Genomic DNA, 16995 nt, shown 5'->3' with positions numbered 1-16995 from the left:
TTCATGATCGGTCGCGATCTCGATGTGGATCTGACTCCGAAACCTGCGTCCGGTAAACGTCTGACGGTTTTTGATCGCATCGATTTCGTCGTCGGAACACCCTGCTCGGAGACAACGTGCGCTGATGTGGCGCAACTGCGGGGTTCTGCCGGTCGGAACGCGCTGTTGCTTGGGGAGGCAACTGATGAGGGATGAAAGCGTCTTCGCGATGACGGCGCGGCGGCTGTGTCGAGAGAAGGGCCTGACGCTCAAGGAGATCGCGAGCCAGGCGGGTTACAGCGAAAGCTACGTCTCGAAGGTCTTCCACGGCCACCGGGACCGGAGGCAGGCGGTGGTAAACAGGCTGGACGAAGTCCTCGGGGCTCACGGCGAACTGGTGCGGATCGCCTCTGAGCAGCGGCTCGGCGGCGACCATGTTCGCCCGATGCAGCTGCCCCCGCCGGCCTCGGACTTCACCGGCCGCCAGGGATATCTCCGTCAGCTGGATGATGCCGTGGCGGCCCACAACGAGGACGGGACCGCAGTGACCGTGCTCATCGAAGGCGGCTTCTGGGCAGGCAAGACGGAGCTGGCGATTCAGTGGGCGTCTCAGGTCCAGGAGCGATATCCGGGCGGCTGCTTGTTCGTCGACTTGCACGGGCTGGCGGCCGGTAAGCCGGCGGAGCCCGGTGCGGTGCTCGACGGTTTCTTGCGTGCTCTGGGAGCCCCTGGCGCCGAGCTCACGGGGACGGTCGAAGAACGCGCGGCACGATACCGGTCTCGCCTGTCCAGCCGGCCGTCCATCGTGATCCTGGACAACGCGGCCGACTACAAGCAGGTCCGGCCGCTGCTGCCCGGCGCGGGAAGCGTGCTCATCGTGACCAGCCGCGAGCACCAGGGCGCTTTGCTGACTCACACCGGGGCGGTGCAGATCAACCTGCCGCCTCTTCCCGTCGACGACGCGATGACGTTGCTGCGCTGTCGTGTGGGGGAAGCGCGGGTGAATGCCGACCTCCGCGCGGCTGAGAAGATCGTGAGGTGCGCCGGGCGGCTTCCGATGGCGATCCGCATCGCTGCCGAGTACACGAAGCACGGCGGCCACACCCTCGACCATGTCGCCGGCCAGCTCGCCACGATGCCGGAGCGGCTGGCACTGTTCACCTCGTCCGACCCGGCCGTCAACATCCGCGCTGTGCTGGACGTGTCCTACCTGGCGCTCCCGTCACAGGCGGCGCGCGTTTTCCGATTGCTCGGTACCAGCCCAACGGCCGTGATCAGCCCGGAATCCACCGCCGCGCTGGGCGAGATCAACGTTGCAGAAGCCGGTCGGGCGCTCGACGTCCTGCACCGAGCACACCTCGTCGAGCTCGTCGAGAACGGCCGGATGCGGATGAACCACCTCTTGCGCGCGTACGCCCACGAGCGCGCCGGCGCCGACGAACCGCCGCGCGAGCTCGACAAGGCGCGCCACAGGCTGCTGCATTGGTACGCCGCGACAACCCACGCGGCCAGCAACGCTCTGGCGCCAGACTGGGCCGGCGCAGGGTTGGCGCCGGATTCCGTCGAGGACGTCGTGCCGCTTTCATTTGGGCGCAAAGACTATGATGCCGCGTTGACCTGGTTCGAAATCGAGGCCGGCGCCATCCTCTGGGTCGCGCGGAGCGTCGCCGTGGGCGACCTCGGCTGGAAGCTGCCGGCCATGCTGCTCCCGTACTTCTACATAACCAAGAACTGGCGCGCCTGGCTGAATGCGGCCACGGATGGGCGTGCGGCAGCCCTCCGGGTCAACAGCCGCGCCGGACATGCTCGGAGCATGTTGAGCCTGGGCTGGGTCCGGCACGAAGTCGGCCACACCGAGGACGCGATCCTGCTGCTCCAGGCCGGGCTGCGGCAGCAGGGAGAACTCGGAACTGACGACCGTGATGGCCTCCTCGAGGCTTGGACGGCGTTCGCGCTCGCCTCCGCGCACGCGTCTCTTCGGCAAGCGGACGACGCCCGCGAGTTGTATGCGCGCGCTGAACAGCTCTTCTCCGAGGGCGGCCTCGACTTCGGCGTCGCCGTGTCGAAGGCGATGCTTGCCTGTGAGCAGCAGCAGTTTGGCGAGGACGAAAGGGCTGCGGAGACGGCCTACGACGCCCTCGAGCTGGCGGAGCGTTCTGGCATCAACAGCGCGATCAGCTTGGCCCACCACCAGCTCGGGTTGCTGCTGTTACAGCAAGGGTCGTATCGGCCGGCGCTGACTCATTTGGACAAAGCTCTCGAACTGCGGCGGACGAGCCGCGAGCGTTGGGCGGAAGCCGACACTCTGACCGTGCGAGCCGAAGTCCTGAGCAAGCTCGGCCACGACCGCAACGCCCGCGAGGCGTATCGCGAGGCCGCCGAGATCCTCGAGACGTTGCACGACCCGCGTGCGTTCGACATCCAAGCGCAGATCGCGTCGCTCAACGCTGTCCTGAACGCCCCGGACACCCCGGCTGCTTGAGCAGCAGGTGGCCGGGAAGCGGGAAGTCGTCGCCGTTGCCGTGAGCAGGGCGGCGACTTCTCGGCCCCTAAGGTCGGTCATCGCCAGGCTCGAGGCGGCACATGACGAACTGACCGGTCGGCGTGGTGCCCGCGCTGATGCCCACGGCGTGGATGCGCACCGGCCACACCGAGCCGTCCGCCTTCCTGACACGGGCGGCCACCACCGGCAGGCGGCTCGCCGGATGACCCGCGGCGTCGTGGACGAGCTCGAGCACGGCGTGGACGTCCTCTGGTTCGACCAGCTCGGCGAGCTTGCTGGTGTCGGGTATCGGCGACTGTTCGGTCGGGTAGTCCGGACTGGTCATCACGACCGCCTCGAGGATCGAGTCGACGACGATCAGCGGGTCCTCGATGAGGGCCGCACATGCGCTGAGCTGCTGGAGCAGCGGGGGCTCCACGGCCTGTCGTGCTGCGGCCGGGTCGACCCGCATCGAAAAGCCGGCGTAGAGGCGGTCGGAAATCTTCTGTCCCACCGCGCGGATGACCTGCCGTTCGCCGCTTGCGGCGTGCTGCTGCTCCATGTACCTGATCAGAGGCGTGCCGACGGCCGAACTGCGGAAGTCGGAGATGACCGCGGTGGTGGGGATGCGATGGTCCTCGACCAGGATCGAATTCATGAACCTGTACGGATCGCGCCCGCTGCGGCCGCCCTCCCAGCCTGGCGATGGCGGGGCCACCCCGTAGAGCGCGGGCGCGTCAGCGCCCCACCAGTGCTGCAGCGAGCCGTCGGAACCGGCGGCGGGTTCTTCCCACTCCCAGGCCGCGACCAAGGGCGCCGGTGATAGTGCGTCGCCCGGGTAGGCGTAGCGGGCCAGGAAGGCGATAGGCGTGCCGTCTCGCCCGCCCAGCACTGGCTTGACCCCGACCTCGAACGTGCTGCGGGCGTACGAGCGCTCCTGGTGGACGGGCTCGCGGGTGCGCCGAGCCAGGGCAATCAACGGCGGCAGCAGCTTCCGGGCCGCATTGTCGGAGTTGTTGACCGACACCCCGTCGTACAGGCGATCGCCGATCGCATACAAGCGGCTCTGTGCGTCGAAGACCATCCACGCCCCGAGATCGCGAAAGGTACGTCGCCCAGATGCGACCTGTTCTGCGGCGCTCACAAGATCATTCTATCCGCCGCGTCCAGTCGGGACACTGCGAAGCGCATTTCGGGCTCAGAAGGTCGCGCCGCCGTCGAGCTGAAGGATCGTGCCGGTTACGAACGCCGAGTCGCTGGTCGCGAGGTACACCGCTGCGGCGCGGATCTCCTCTGGGTCGCCAATCCGGCGCAGCGCGGCGGTGCGTTCAAGCACGGCAATAGCCTTCTCGTCCCACGCTTCGGCCATTCGTGTCCGAAATGGGCCGCATTGAATGGCGTTCACTCGAACACCCATCGGGCCGAACGTCTGCGCGTGCGCCTGCGTCAGGGTGTTCAGGCCCGCCTTGGCCACCGCGTACGGAACAAAGGGATCTTTCGGTCGAACCGCGCCGGTTGACGTGATGTTGATGATCGATCCGCTGCCGGCGTCGGCCATCCTGGCGCCAAAGCTCTGAGACAGCGAGACCGCGCCGAGGAGGTTCACCTCGAGCACCTTGCGCCACATTCGCTCGTCGAGGTCATCGATCGTCCGGTACGGCAGCGCCATGCCGGCGTTGTTCACCAGCACGTCGGCGCGGCCGAACTTCGCGTAGACCGTTTCGACGAGGCTGTCGCACGCGCTCCAGGACCCGATGTTGCACTCGACGCCGATGGCGTCGACACAGTGGTCCTGCCTGATCTGCTCGGCGGCTTCCTCGCAAGCGTCGACGTGACGACTGGCGATCACCACCGCGGCGCCCTCGCCCGCCATGGCCTCGACGATCTGGCGTCCCAGGCCGCGCGCTCCACCGGTCACCACCGCGACGTGCCCAGACAGCTTGCCCATCCGTCCCCCTCTGCTCGTCAAGTTCGAATTCGACGCTACCGCAGAGTTGATCACGCAGCTATGGGGCCTGCGGATTGCTGTTCGTTGGCAACGGTTTTCTTCTTGCCAAGACTGTCACCACGTCGGCACACAAATAGGACACGGCTGTGTTCGCTCATCGCTTTCTGTGACGTGCGCGAATGACCACAGTGGACTCATGCGAATCGGCACAACCCCCTCCACGTGGCGCTTGCCCCGTCGGGTCTCCGCGACGTCACTCGGTCGATCCGCACGCCGGCCGGGTGGCGACCGCTGTCGTCGGACGCCACCCGGCGTGGCTACTTCACAGGTGTGCTTACCGGCTCTCTGACTGGCGAAATGCCACTCGAACACAGAAGGAGGAACGTGGCGCACTACACGCTGCAATGCGGTCACCGCAGCCCGGTCACTGATACTGACGAGAACACCCTCGACGACCTAGCGGCCAATCCCGGTGCCGCCCCCGGCTTCGCCTGGTGCGAGCGCTGCCAGTCCTGGAAGCAGGTCCGCGAGGCTGCCTCTGCCCGCGGAGTAGCCAATCGGCCTGAGCGGTAGATCGCGCGGGGTTTGACTCGTCGGCGAGTCATCCGAATCGAAAAGTTCGCAATTCATCGAAGGGAACACCCATGTCGAAAACTGCTCTCTGTGTCCTGCCCTCGCTCGGGTTGCTGCTGGCCGGAAGCGTTCTCGTTCAGTCTCCGGCACACGCTGCCGCCGCGCGTTCGTCGGACAGCGCATTCGCGGCCGAAGTCCAGCAGTCCATCGTCGGCTCGGGAAACAGCAGCGGAGTCGTAACCGGCCAGGCCGGCGGCTGGGACCGCTGCCCGCCGGGCTACTACTGCCTCTTCGACGGCTACGACGGCGCCGGAGCGATGGCCTACTTCAAGACCGGCTCGCCCAACCTTGCCAACCAAGGCCTGGACAAAGCCGCGAGCGCGCAGTGGAACCGCTCCCCGTGGAACTTCTGCACATATGAGGGCTACAACTACACCGGTCGACGAAACTGTGATCCGCCGAATTCGAGGTACAACTTCACCTACTACGGCGGCAACAACTTCGACTCGTCCGTGAAGCGTCTCTAGCGAGAAACGACTCCTCTTGCCCACGGCCGGTCGACGGGGTGCCTCCCCACCCCGTCGACTGGCCAGACCACCACCAACCGCCCTGTTAACCGCACTACGACATCCACTCGAGTGTGTCGCGGCTATTCGGTGACGGTCAGGTTCTGCGCAGGAGCACCCGGCGGGTGGCATCGAGGTGGTGGTCCACCACGAAGCGGGCGTTGGCGCCAACAACAGGCGGCGTGCCCGTCCACGCGAGGACAGACCAGACTCCATCGAACGTGGCGACGTACTCACGGTTCGACGGGAACACCTCGGTGATCTTGGCGATCACTTCAGAACCAACGGGGTACCGGTGCTTCACCGACACCCACTCGGGCTCACTCCTCCAGAAGCTGGCCGTGCTCGATCGAAAGGCATCGTCGAGCGGCCAGAGGCGGACCTGTTGGTGGCGATGCTGGAGTACCTCGAAATCGGTAACAGTACCGACGCCTGGCCACTGATCGACGAGTCGGGGGAGGTGAACTACGTCGACGAATCCGGTTGGTGGTTCGCCCAGATCGACGAACAGCCCTATCGTGCCGGGACGCGGGATCAGCGTGACCTTCCCGGTCACGTGATCACCAACCGGGTAGGTTTGGCGAGCGGTGTCAAGTTCTACTTCGACGGGGTCAGGTTCGGTCATCGTTCGACCATCTCAAGACCGGCTTCACTGGTTGTCAACACTCGGTGATCAGAATCCGGTGTCTGCGGTCAGGCCAGCCGCGGGCGAGGTCAGCACGAGCAACCGTTGGGCCGTTGGGGGTGACCTTGATCCTGTCGACCTGGATCTTCATGCCGTTGATGTGCAGCAGTGTCGTCCTCAATCCGCTCACCTCGCCCTTCCATCCCGTCCGTTCAGGAGAGCTGCGTGCCGATCCATTCGACAGTCTGAGGTAGCCGGCCCGTCTGAAGTAGATCGAGCAGGGCGTCAGTGAACTGCTTGATCGAGACGCCCGATCCGGCAGGGAATCCGGTCTCGGACGCGGTGATCTGCGGCGACGCGGGATCTCCGTCGATGAAGGCGGAGAGCATCTCCTCGCCGTTGTAGAGGAGGTAGCCGTAACCGCCTTGCACGTGGGCGTCGACGACGCCGTGTTCGGCTTCGATGGTGGCGGTGAAGACGCCGTCCTGGGCCAGGAGATCGACAAGCTGGCGCACGTCGTCGGCCGTGGCGAGTTCGCGGTTGAAGCCACCTTCCACCCCGTTGATATAGGTGGGGCCGTACGCCGTCAGGGTCACGCTTGGTCCTCCCGTCCTGTGTAGGTGATGGTACTGCCGTCCGGTTGGGCGACGTGCAGTGTGGAGCCAGGGGCGAGGAAGGTCGTCTCGAGCTGTTTGTCGCACGTCAGCGGAGCCGAGTTGTCGAAGTCCCTGGTGCCGCACACAGAACGGTCGATGACGACGGTTTCCTCGGTGAGACCCTGGTTCCTCATCTCGACCGCGACCTTGACCTCCATGTGTGAGGCGAGGCGCGCGACCTTCCGCTGGGCAGGAGGGAGATTCGCGGCGACGAACTCGATTGTCTGCTGGTAGTACTCGTCGCGGGTTCCGCTCTGGAGCTCGACGTTCGAGCCGTCGGAGCGCACCCACTCCCCCTTCGCCGGTGATAATCCGACGGGAGCGCTGCTGATGCGACCGCGGGCCTGTTGTACCCGCTGCTGATTTGTGGGAGCGGGTGGTGGATGCTTCCTAGGCGGCCCGACCGGGCGCGCTCCGGGACCTGTCTACGAACCGCCGGCGATCGCGGCGGCGACTTGCTCAAGCTGTTGGGCGAGGACTTGGAGTTGCGCCGCGACAGACTGTCCGATCTCCTGGCTGACCTGCTGGATCTGGGTGACGACAGCTTCGTGAGGCGTCCCGCCGACGATCGCGGCGGCCTGGGTGGCGACGCTGTCCAGTTCCTGGGTGATTGCCTGGACGGCGGTCATGGGCAGGTTGCTGGCGAGCGCCTGGATTTGGCTGGCAGCTTCCTGGAGTTGGCTGGCCATGCGGCGATTCCTCCGGGCTGTCTCGTGACGATGCGTGGCAGAGATCGAGTATGGCGGCGACATCCGACGAAAACGCGTGATTACCGATATTCGTCTCGCTGTCCCGCGGTTTCGAGCTGTTCAGGCGGTCGCGGGCGTGGCCCGATACTCGAGCCACTGCTTGGCGGACGTGGCGAGGGTCTGTTTCCAGTCCTCGCCGGGTTGGTCTTGGGCGATGGAGTCCCACATGGTGGTGAGGACGTTCACGAAGAGGTCGATTGCGGCGGGGTCGGCATCGTTCCAGGCCGGGCACTGCGCGGCGACGTCTTCAGCGCCGGCTGGGGTGTGGCCCCAGGCTATGAGCCGTGGGACCAGGCAGGCCGGGTCGATCCACGCGGCGCCTCGGGTAGGCCACGCCCAGTCGATCATCTTCAGCTCGCCCGTGGTGGTGACGATGATGTTCGACGGGTTGTAGTCGGTGTGCAGGATCGTGTCGCCGGCGAGTTGCTGGCGGGCGTCGGGGTCGTCGATGAGCTCGGCCCAGCGAAGTTGGGCGGGGCGGAAGTAAGCGGGCGGCAGGTTGGGACACGGTAGTGCGGCCAGGCGGCGCATGGTGTCGATCAACGGTGGAAGGTCGGGCGAGCCGGGGGTGTAGTCGGCCGGGCGGCCGTTGAGGTGTTCGAAGCAGAGCAGGTCCCAGCCGTGGATCTCCAGCCGCCACAGCAGTTCAGGGGAGACGGGCCGGACGTGGGGGTTGATGGATGCTTCTCGCTGCTGGGTGACGACGGCGCGCTGGTCGGTGCGCAAGCCCTTGACGAACACAGTGCGCTGTGTGGTCTCGAGGACTGCGGCGATGGCCGAGTTCTGGCCCGGCCCAACGGTCGTAGCGGCCTGGATGGGTCCGAGCAAGGCTTCGACGGCGCGGTGAACGGGTCGGGGAAGTTCTTCCCAGTGCTGGCGCAGGATGGCCATGGGCGGAGTCGGTCCTCGTCAGGTGGGCGAGCGCTGGTGAGATTGAGAGTAAGGCAGCGCGGGGCGGACTCCGGCGTGAGGCACGTCAACGTCCGCCCCGCGGGCGGTCAGTAGGGGTTGTCGTCGCTGGCGGCGCAGTTACACCTGCCTTGCTCGGACAGGGTCTCCAGATCGGGAATGATCTGAATCTCGTCGAGGTCGGCTGCCACTGCGGACGGCGGTTTGAGCTCGATCAGGACAGCGGTCATGGGTTTCACCTCCCTCCGTGCTGGCAGTAGGAGGCCAGCGGCGCTTTCGCCTGCTGGTACAGCTTGGCGAGCGGGCGGCAGACCCAGCACGTGCCGGAGAGGGCGCATCCGCTGCAGCCGCCGGTGCGGGTGTGCAGTTTCTCGGCGATGCCGGCCAGGTTGGTGAGCCCTCCGATGCCTTCGGATATCAGGTTGACCGAGGGGTCTCGCCCGACCTTGCAGATCGAGGCGACGCCGTGCGGGTCGGCGTGGAAGAACGTCACTCCTGCGCTGCAGCCGCCGAATGGCTTGCGCTGTCGCTGGAATTCCTGAGACTGAGCGGGCAGGCTCTCCGGCCCGCCGTAGATCGTTGGGCTCATGTTGGTGAACATGTGAAACGGAAGGTTGAACCGCTCGGCCATCGCCTGCATCTCGGCGACCTCGTGTTCGTTCTGCCGTGCGACGACGATATTGAGCTTGATCGGCAGCCCGGCCTCGACAGCGGCGGTGAGCCCGTGCTGGAACTTCCGAAACGACCCGCGGCGTTGGGTCAGTCCGTCGTAGCTGGCCTCTGTGGCGCCGTAAACGCTGATCGTGAGCCGGTATGGCCGACGGGTGGTGAGCGCATTAAGGATCTTAGGGTTGTGCAGGCGCGAGCCGTTGGACGAGATTCCGATCATCATCCCGAGGTCCCAAGCCATCTGGTAGACCTCATGGAAGAGGGGGTCGATCAGTGGCTCGCCGCCGGTGAGCTGGAGCCAGAGCACGCCGGCGTCGTGCATGATGCTCAGCAGACGTTCCCGATCAGACCAGCCCAGGCCCTCGAAGCGCTTCACGCCGAGGTAGCAGTGCTCGCAGTCGTAGTTGCAGCCGAGGTTGAGCTCGTAGCTGGCCCGGCCGAACCCATACGCCGATTCGTTCCGCACGAGCACGACGTCACGCAGCGCGCGCCCGCCGACGTTCAGACCCCAGCACTGCGTAGCCGCCTTCTCGAGCCATTCCGGTGCGATTTCGTCGGCGCCCGCGGATCTCAGCTCGTTGTAACGGCCCTGGGGAATCTTGACTCCACGCTCGCTGTCGGGGCGCGTCACAAGGTAGTCGCCAAGGAAGGGGCTGGCGATGAGTTGGTGCACTGATTCCTCCTAGGGACGCGACCGGAATTGGGTCGATCGGGTTGGAATTATGTCGATCACGCGGTTTATGAATCGTCTCGGTCTTCAATGGGCCACCCCGGTGTCATTTCCGGAACGATCCAGTCGTGCAGTGGTCGCGGCCGGGCCGTGGAGTCCCATTCCGGTAAATCGGGAACCCTGGAATCATGAACATGAGATTGATGGGGTCTCCGCTGCGCGGGAGAGTTCGACACGAGAACCTAGACCACTTCGGCCTCTGCGAGAAGCCGCCGACCGGTGTCGGTGTTGGTATGGATGAGCATCTTGACCCCGAAGCCGGAATCTTGATACTCCTTTGAGGTCAGTCCTTTTGCACTCAACCCCATTAAGACTCTATAAGTCAATTTTTCGTTGATCTTCAGTTTGAGCGCAACGTTCAAGCAGGTCAACCCAGGAGGATTTTCGTTCAGCGCGGAGATGATCTTGCGCTCTTCGGCGGTTAGTGTAGACGTGGGGAACATTCGTCTTCCTCGGTTTGTGGTTGACTACTTGTGTCGTGCGGCGCTTGCGGTGATCTCGGAAAGTTGTGACGCTGATCTGCGAATGGGAGATTCAGCAACTCGTTGATGACGGTTGCCACGTCGCCGTCTGTTTGCCACATGGGACTGTCTGCGTTGGCCCAGGGGCCGCCGTCGTTCGAAATCCAGCGCGCCGCAGTGGCTTCGGTCATCGACTCGATCTTGAGGGTATCCACCACGCGGCCGCGGAGCCGTTCGTAGAACAGAACGGGGACGTTCGCCAGCGGGACAGGGGTAAACCCCTGCGCAACCGCACGACGGAGCGCCTCAAGGTGCGGCTCTTCCTCTGGCGATTGCGCCGCGTGATCGCTCACTGTTGGCTGTCCTTCCGCCTGTGCGCCGGGGATGGGCGGCAGCCCGGCGACCGGGACGTCGGGCGCGGACGTGAGGGGAGCCCTCACGCGGAGGGCGGTGTCCGCGCCCCGGCCGGAGCCGAGGTCGACCGGTCGCCGAGCTGCCAGGGGCAACCGTAAGAGCGCTACTAGCGGGTAACCCGAACTGTCAGCTCGGGTGCCTTCACTGCGTCGCGGGTAGCCCCGCGCGCGTCGCAAGTGACGCGGCTTGTCGCGCGACGGATCCGCGCCCCCGGTCGGTCAACGTCCCGAGGACGGCGTGCACCGCCGGGCGGTACTGGATGTCTTCAGGAGCCTCTGCCTCGGCGGCCTGCAACATGAGCAGAGCGCCCGAGTAGTCACGACGCTGCGCGTAGCCCTTGGCCTGATCGACGAGAAACGCGACACGGCGCTCAACTGACGGAGACCTACCGTGGTCGATCGTCTCGGCCAGCCGCAGCCCTTCGACGGCTTCGCCGGACTCGACCTCGATGCTCACGGCGAACATCGCGACGTTGGTCGGGCCGAACGCTGTCCAGCAGGCGTTATGCTCGCCGACCCGCTGGGCGAGGGGCACTGCTTCGCGGAGACGATCTCGGGCTGTCCAGCGGTTGCCGCCGCGGACGGCGGCGATAGCCGAGAGCAGCAACAGCGAGCCAGACAGCGCCAGCGCGTCGACGTTTTCGTCCTCAATGAGGGGCCGGAGACTGGCGCGGGCGTGAACCGCTTCCTCTTCAGCTCCGTCGGCGTTGCCGTTGGCCAGGAGCACCTGGCCCAGGTTCCAGCGTGCGGCTGCCATTCGGATCGGATCGTCGGCAGCCTCGGCTTCTCGCAGCGCACGGTCGGCCGCGAGCAGGGAAAGGTCGCCGCGACCGACCCGTTTGGTCACGGTGCGCACGAGGCCGTAGAGGTCCGCGGCGTACCGGTGCGCGGCTCGCTGGTCGCGGGCATCGCTGAACTTCACTGCTGCCCGCACCTCGGCGATCGTCTCGGGCAGCTCGGCGGTCAGCTCGCTGTAGCGGTGCGGCGCAGTCTGCCAAGTGCGCCAGGCGCGCACGACGTCCTCGCGTAGATCGTCGAGAGCCGGGGCTCCCGCCGCGGTCGTCGGTCGGGTCAAGGCCCGCTGCAACGAGTCGCCCGCGTTGGCGGTGACCCGCTTGCGGCGAGCCGGGGGTATCTCGTTGAGCAGGTCACCCGGCTCGACGTCCAGAACTTGTGCCAGTTGCACGAGGACCGGGATTGTGGGCATCTTGATGCCGCGCTCGATCTGGTACAGGTAGTCCGGCGTGATTCCGGCTAAGCCGGCGGCGACCGTCTTCGCCAACGGCTTTGCCGACCGGAAGAACCGAACGCGGCCACCGACCACGCGCGCCAAATTCTCGTCGGTCACCTGCCCCTGCCCCTCTCGCCAGGTTTGACCTGCGCGAATAGTAACGCGTCCGGTACCTGACGTCACAGCTGGCAGACTTGTGAGCATGACCGTCCCCGACCGCTCGCCCCGCACACTTGTGCTGTGGGATGTCGACCACACGCTGATCGAAACCCGTGGCGTGGGGCGAGCAATCTACGACCGCGCTTTCCCCGCCGCGACGGGCCAACCGCTGCGCAAGCTGGCGAAGATCGCCGGGCGTACCGAGCTGGACATCATGGCCGAGTCCCTGCGGATCAACGACATCGAACCCACGACCGACGCGGTCGCGCGCCTGGCAGATGCCCTCGTGCAGGAATACGAAGACGCCCGCGACGAGCTGCGAACGACCGGGCGCGCACTGCCAGGCGCTGAGGAGACGCTGGCTCGGCTCGCTGGTGACTCGGCCATCTACCAGGCCGTGCTCAGCGGCAACCTGCGTGCAGTGGCACGGATCAAGCTGGAGGTCTTCGGCCTGGACAAGTACCTTGACCTGGAGGCCAGCGCGTTCGGTGACGATCACGCTGACCGGCCGAAGCTTGTGGCGATTGCGCAGCAGCGTGCTGAACGACGCACCGGGACACGCTTCGAGGGCCCGGGCACCGTGATTGTCGGGGACACGCCCAACGACGTGAAGGCTGCACTCACCGCAGGGGTCGACGTGATCGCCGTGGCCACTGGCAAAAGTACTGAAGATGACCTCCGCGCTGCCGGTGCCGAACGCGTAATCGCCAGCCTGCACACCTTCCCCGTGCTGTGAGGCGCAGAAGCAGTGGGGCACTTCGTTCGGCGCTGCGACTGAGCACAGCCGACCGAGCTCTTGACCGCGCAGCAGCCCGAGATCTTCCTTGTCTGCACGCAAGCGATGGCCAGGTCCGATTCGTGCGACCCGGTCGCAGCTGCGGGGGCTCACGTCAGTGCCCTCGGCACGCTAAGGGGGAGGGCGCGCCGAGGGCGTCTTTGACGCTACCGGCGACGCCATGAGGACGGATGGAAACTCCCCCAAGGAGTGAATTTTGGTGGTCAGTCGCCGCATCCGCACGCAGCTCTGCGATGGCGCAGCGGCTTCGAACGCACGGATGCCCCGGCGACAACGCACCGGGGCACCGAGGTGGTTCGATCAGTCGCGCCTGAAGTTGTTGATCAGTGCTCGCCATGCAGTGCCCGTGACGGACAGCTGCCCGCCGTCTCGATCCTTCGTGTCGCGGACGCCGACTTCAAGCGGTGCGACCGCGACCTCAACGCAGTTGTTGCCATTCTGGCTCCGACGCGGCTTCCGCCAGCGGTCGCCAGTTGTCGGTGCTGTCATTTTGTCCTCATTTCCTCGCGCAGGCGGGAGACGAACTCGATCGAATCCGCAGGACTCAGTGCGGCGGAGGAAACGAGGGGGACCGCATCGCGGTACGCCTTCACGTCACCCTCCTCGTGCAGGATCAGGCCGCTTCGCCGGTTCTCGAGGAACACGATCGAGAACCCGTCGGCCCGCGGGTCGATCAACGTGAACGCGCCCTCCAAGGCCGGATGCCAACCGCTCGCGAATGGCACCACTCGCAGGTCCACGTGCGGCCAGTTCGCGACCTTCATCAGGTAGGCAAGCTGCTCTGCCATCATTTCCCTGGTGCCAATCACCTGTCGGAGTGCGGCCTCGCCGACCAGTACAACCAGGTTCGCGGGGTTGGTCTTGTCGGTGCTCACCACTTCTCGACGACCGAGGCGTGTAGCGACACGCAGGCTGACCTCGTCGGGCGGCACCGTGCCGCCGGACATGATCGCGCGTGTGTAGTCCGCCGTCTGTACCAGACCGGGGACCAGTAGCGGGGCGACCTCGGTGATGGTGCCGGCCGCCGCTTCGAAGTCCAGCAACGCGGCAGTCTGTTGCCGTTGCTCTGGCAACGAGATCGCGAGCCACTGCGACGCGTCGACGTCGGCGAGCATGCCCATGATCTCGTCGTACAGGCCGTTGTTGATGCCGTAGTGGCCGAGAATTCGCGCGACAGTCTCTGTCTTCGGACCTCGTTCTCCGGTCTCGTAGCGGAGCAACGTGCTGGGATCGATGCCCAGGTCAGCAGCTGCGGACCGCAGCGATTGGCCCCGTTCTTCTCGCAGCTTCCTCAGCTTGGCGCCGACTGCTTTGGACTTGGTGGTCGCCGTGTTGCCAGGCATGCAACACAGGATAGGGCAGCGGTGCGTGAGGGCCTAGATCACCTGAACGGGTCATTGCTCTCCAGTGTTGCCAGTGTTGCCATTGTTGTCGTTACTTTAGCAACATTGGAAACGTTGGCAACGGCGGAAGGGATGGCCATGACCGGCTATGGCGTAGACGCGGTGCCGGCATCTCCCCTTCTCCGCGCGACAAGCCGACGACCCGCAGCTGCGACCGCAACGTCAAAAGTGGTTTCACCTGCATCCGGTTCGCCCGGGCGACGCCTTCCCGCACAGGCGCCCGGGTTCCTGAGGCGAGTGGCGGGGCGTGGAGACCGGCCCCCAGGTGCTGTGACGCTCCGTTCCGCCGCTCGCTTCCCCCGAACGCGAGGGATCTGGCGGCGCATCCCCGACCGTTGCCAGGTCCCTCGCCACCACAGGAGTGGACGGATGGACGACGACACCAGCGTGCAGCAGACGATGTGGCCTGGACTTTGGAGCGGCAGGTTCCTTCACCGGGTGACGCCCGGCAACGAAGACCGACTGCACGGCGCCGGACGGTCTTTTGGCCTATCGGAGTGCGGCGTGGCCTGCGTTCGAACGCGTTCCGCTCGCCGCGAGATGGAGTACTGCCCCCAGTGCTTCCCTGCGTGGCCTCAGAGGAACGCCCTTGAACTCGAGGGGCCGATGCCGTCGTTGCCGAAGCGGGTACCCGGTTGGGTTCCCCCACCGCTTCCGAATCGGCGTAACCCGGACAGCCCGTGGTTCTCGTCATTTCCGCACCGTGATGACTCTGATGTCCCGATCGGTGGAGGTAGCCGCCCGGCGGTGGATATGTCGGAGGATGTGCGCTCAACGACGGTGTCCATCCGCGAGCCAGCACTCGCGTCGAGCACGGGCAGGCGCGACGGGGCAGGGAAACACGAAGGCATGCGTTCGTTGCCTCGGTGCGAACCCGACGCCGGCGGTGACAGCGGCCACGCACGATCGGCGCGGACTCGGAAGGCACGCAACCGACGGGGAGTTCTGGCTGTGCTGATCAAAGCCGGTTGGAAGTCGGGGCGACGCGCATGGGCCGTGTCGTGCCGTGACGGTGATGGGCGACGCTCGTACGTGCGGGTGTCGCTCGATGAACGAGGTCCGCGACTTTCGTTCGACGCGTCCGGTATCGCGACTCTTCGGCCGCGGGAGGTGGGTCAGTTGCGTGCGCTCCTGCGAACGGCGCTCGAGGTCCACGCACGGCTGGACAGATCAACGCACGAGGGAGAAGCGGTACCCCGCAGCCATCCCGGGCCCCTGCCTGCCCCTCACCGCGCGCAGTCCGACGGTCCGCAGGGGACTGAATTGGCAGATCGTACGAGTGTGGTGATCGACAAGGAATTCGGCGTGGAGCTCAGTGGCTTGCACGCTTCCGTCCGGTCCCATCCGATGATCGGCGAGGCGGCGTGACAACCGACGGAACAGAGGTCGACGTGCCGTCTCAGTGCGCTCTGCGTCGAGTCGAGGGAGGCGCGCTGCGCTGGCATGGCGAATTCTTGGTCACTGACGGAGGGATGGCAGTGCCGGACTGGGTTGCCCAGGCGTGCGGCGAGCTCTTGACGTCCGGTCACCTCGTTCTCGAAGCGGCGACGCATCGGCTCGAGCTCACTACATCGGGCGATGCCGTGTTGGCCAAGATCCGACAGAGAGGCGCGCATGCATGAGTTGCGCGCGGCACGAGCCGACGCGATGGCGAGAATCGGATTCGGCAACGATTGTCGCCTTGACAACAGTGGCACAAAACCGGCACAGGAACGGCACACCACTGTGATCGCCGTTCTGTTCCTTCACTGGACGCAAAACTTCATCGTGGAGGTATGCGAGTCGAGTCACCTGTTGGAGCTGTCGATCCCGTCGAGGGGCGGGCAGTTCTGCGCTCGAGTTCGCGCGCTGGGGTGGCGCCTCTCCCATCTTGCGCCACCCCAGCCTCGGCAACCCGGTTCGGCCGCGCGACGCTGCGAACTGCGGAGAGTCGCGGCGTGCGACACCGTCGTTCGTTACCTGCCGCCGTTGAGCTAGCCGGCCACCACGACCATCACGAGTGTCCCGGCGAACAAGCAGGGGCCGAAGGGCACCACTACAGCGCCCTCGGCGTTGCGTTGCCTCACCTCTGGGGCGGCGACAAGGACGAGCGCCAGGACCGATGCTGTGAGCAGCGCGCCGGCGACAAACGGCCATCCGATCCACCCTGCCACCAGGCCGACCACTGCTGCCGCGCCGACGTCTCCGGCTCCTACTCCTCCGGCAGTCACGAGGGCCAGTGCCAGGAACAGGCCGCCGGCTGCAGCGAGAGCAGCAATGGCCCGAACACCGGGTGCGAAGTCGTGTCTTTCCAAGCACAAGAGCAAGAACCCGGCCAGGGCGACGGCCAGCTGCGGCCACAACAGCGCCCGGGGCAGCCTGTGCTCGGACCAGTCGATCAACGCGAGCGGCACCGCCAGCACGGCAACGAACCCGTCGACTACAAATTCGCCGTCGGTGCGCACGCGCCAGGCAAGGAGGCCCAGCACTGCGGCTGTCATCAGAGCTCCCAGCCACCAGGAGCTGGCGACAACGCGGTCAAGCGGTACGAACCGGCGTGTGAGCACGCTTGCTGCGGCTCCGAGTGCGAGCCCGGTGAGGACGGCGCCGAGGATCGACCACCCATGGATGTGCGCGAGCTGCGCAGCGGCCTCGGTTCCCACCTGC

18 protein-coding genes and 1 pseudogene are annotated in these 16995 nt (G+C 65.9%); 3 read left to right on the top strand and 16 right to left on the bottom strand.

Features of this window, described 5'->3' with window-relative positions; genetic code table 11:
- The first annotated feature begins 184 nt into the window (after positions 1-184).
- Positions 185-2461: a tetratricopeptide repeat protein gene (locus tag ACQPXB_RS08645; RefSeq protein ID WP_432850710.1), complete on the top strand. Its 2277-nt coding sequence runs from the start codon at positions 185-187 to the stop codon at positions 2459-2461.
- Positions 2462-2528: 67 nt separating this feature from the next.
- Here the strand turns inward: ACQPXB_RS08645 and ACQPXB_RS08640 are convergent, their stop codons facing one another.
- Both ACQPXB_RS08640 and ACQPXB_RS08635 read right to left on the bottom strand, forming a co-directional pair.
- Positions 2529-3605, bottom strand: a complete 1077-nt coding sequence (locus ACQPXB_RS08640; protein WP_432850708.1) for a hypothetical protein — start codon at positions 3603-3605, stop codon at positions 2529-2531.
- 54 nt (positions 3606-3659) lie between these two features.
- Positions 3660-4409, bottom strand: coding sequence for an SDR family NAD(P)-dependent oxidoreductase (locus ACQPXB_RS08635; RefSeq protein ID WP_432850706.1), 750 nt, complete (start codon positions 4407-4409; stop codon positions 3660-3662).
- A 644-nt stretch (positions 4410-5053) separates the two neighbouring features.
- On the opposite strand from ACQPXB_RS08635, the gene ACQPXB_RS08630 reads away from it, so the two are divergent.
- Positions 5054-5509: a peptidase inhibitor family I36 protein gene (locus tag ACQPXB_RS08630; RefSeq protein ID WP_432850704.1), complete on the top strand. Its 456-nt coding sequence runs from the start codon at positions 5054-5056 to the stop codon at positions 5507-5509.
- Positions 5510-5645: 136 nt separating this feature from the next.
- Here ACQPXB_RS08630 and ACQPXB_RS08625 read toward each other — a convergent pair whose 3' ends face one another.
- The 11 genes and pseudogenes from ACQPXB_RS08625 to ACQPXB_RS08575 form a co-directional block, all read right to left on the bottom strand.
- Positions 5646-6173 carry a hypothetical protein gene (locus ACQPXB_RS08625; protein ID WP_432850702.1) on the bottom strand — a complete coding sequence of 176 codons (528 nt, stop codon included), beginning with the start codon at positions 6171-6173 and terminating at the stop codon, positions 5646-5648.
- A 34-nt stretch (positions 6174-6207) separates the two neighbouring features.
- Entirely contained in the window at positions 6208-6354 is a 147-nt protein-coding gene (locus ACQPXB_RS08620; protein ID WP_432850700.1) for a hypothetical protein, read from the bottom strand.
- A gap of 31 nt (positions 6355-6385) precedes the next feature.
- Entirely contained in the window at positions 6386-6769 is a 384-nt protein-coding gene (locus tag ACQPXB_RS08615) for an Imm1 family immunity protein (protein ID WP_432850698.1), read from the bottom strand.
- A pseudogene (locus ACQPXB_RS08610) lies at positions 6766-7170 on the bottom strand (DddA-like double-stranded DNA deaminase toxin); the annotation flags it as partial. The pseudogene ACQPXB_RS08610 and the gene ACQPXB_RS08615, both read right to left, overlap by 4 nt.
- Before the next feature lie 84 nt (positions 7171-7254).
- Positions 7255-7518 (bottom strand): hypothetical protein, encoded by a 264-nt coding sequence (locus tag ACQPXB_RS08605; protein WP_432850696.1) that lies wholly within the window; start codon positions 7516-7518, stop codon positions 7255-7257.
- Between the two features lie 120 nt (positions 7519-7638).
- Positions 7639-8469: a hypothetical protein gene (locus ACQPXB_RS08600; RefSeq protein WP_432850694.1), complete on the bottom strand. Its 831-nt coding sequence runs from the start codon at positions 8467-8469 to the stop codon at positions 7639-7641.
- A 107-nt stretch (positions 8470-8576) separates the two neighbouring features.
- Positions 8577-8717 (bottom strand): hypothetical protein, encoded by a 141-nt coding sequence (locus ACQPXB_RS08595; RefSeq protein ID WP_432850692.1) that lies wholly within the window; start codon positions 8715-8717, stop codon positions 8577-8579.
- A 5-nt stretch (positions 8718-8722) separates the two neighbouring features.
- Positions 8723-9829 (bottom strand): radical SAM protein, encoded by a 1107-nt coding sequence (locus ACQPXB_RS08590; RefSeq protein ID WP_432850690.1) that lies wholly within the window; start codon positions 9827-9829, stop codon positions 8723-8725.
- 239 nt (positions 9830-10068) lie between these two features.
- The gene (locus ACQPXB_RS08585; protein WP_432850688.1) at positions 10069-10329 is read right to left on the bottom strand and encodes a hypothetical protein; all 261 of its coding nucleotides are present in this window, start codon (positions 10327-10329) and stop codon (positions 10069-10071) included.
- Positions 10308-10700 carry a hypothetical protein gene (locus ACQPXB_RS08580; RefSeq protein WP_432850686.1) on the bottom strand — a complete coding sequence of 131 codons (393 nt, stop codon included), beginning with the start codon at positions 10698-10700 and terminating at the stop codon, positions 10308-10310. The genes ACQPXB_RS08585 and ACQPXB_RS08580 overlap by 22 nt, the downstream gene beginning before the upstream one ends.
- Before the next feature lie 202 nt (positions 10701-10902).
- Positions 10903-12108, bottom strand: a complete 1206-nt coding sequence (locus tag ACQPXB_RS08575; RefSeq protein WP_432850684.1) for a helix-turn-helix domain-containing protein — start codon at positions 12106-12108, stop codon at positions 10903-10905.
- 85 nt (positions 12109-12193) lie between these two features.
- Here ACQPXB_RS08575 and ACQPXB_RS08570 point away from each other — a divergent pair, with 85 nt between their 5' ends.
- Positions 12194-12886: a haloacid dehalogenase-like hydrolase gene (locus tag ACQPXB_RS08570; protein WP_432850682.1), complete on the top strand. Its 693-nt coding sequence runs from the start codon at positions 12194-12196 to the stop codon at positions 12884-12886.
- 360 nt (positions 12887-13246) lie between these two features.
- Here ACQPXB_RS08570 and ACQPXB_RS08565 read toward each other — a convergent pair whose 3' ends face one another.
- From ACQPXB_RS08565 to ACQPXB_RS08555, 3 genes are all read right to left on the bottom strand, one after another.
- Positions 13247-13435: a DUF397 domain-containing protein gene (locus tag ACQPXB_RS08565; RefSeq protein ID WP_432850680.1), complete on the bottom strand. Its 189-nt coding sequence runs from the start codon at positions 13433-13435 to the stop codon at positions 13247-13249.
- Entirely contained in the window at positions 13432-14289 is an 858-nt protein-coding gene (locus ACQPXB_RS08560) for a helix-turn-helix domain-containing protein (protein WP_432850678.1), read from the bottom strand. Before ACQPXB_RS08560 ends, ACQPXB_RS08565 begins: the two co-directional genes overlap by 4 nt.
- Positions 14290-16322: 2033 nt before the next feature.
- The gene (locus ACQPXB_RS08555) at positions 16323-16991 is read right to left on the bottom strand and encodes a prepilin peptidase (RefSeq protein ID WP_432850676.1); all 669 of its coding nucleotides are present in this window, start codon (positions 16989-16991) and stop codon (positions 16323-16325) included.
- Positions 16992-16995: the final 4 nt, after the last annotated feature.

The organism is Amycolatopsis sp. CA-161197, from assembly GCF_050942255.1.
Lineage (GTDB): Bacteria > Actinomycetota > Actinomycetes > Mycobacteriales > Pseudonocardiaceae > Amycolatopsis.
Note: the sequence above shows the minus strand (reverse complement) of the source record. Positions and strands in the feature narration are given on the sequence as shown.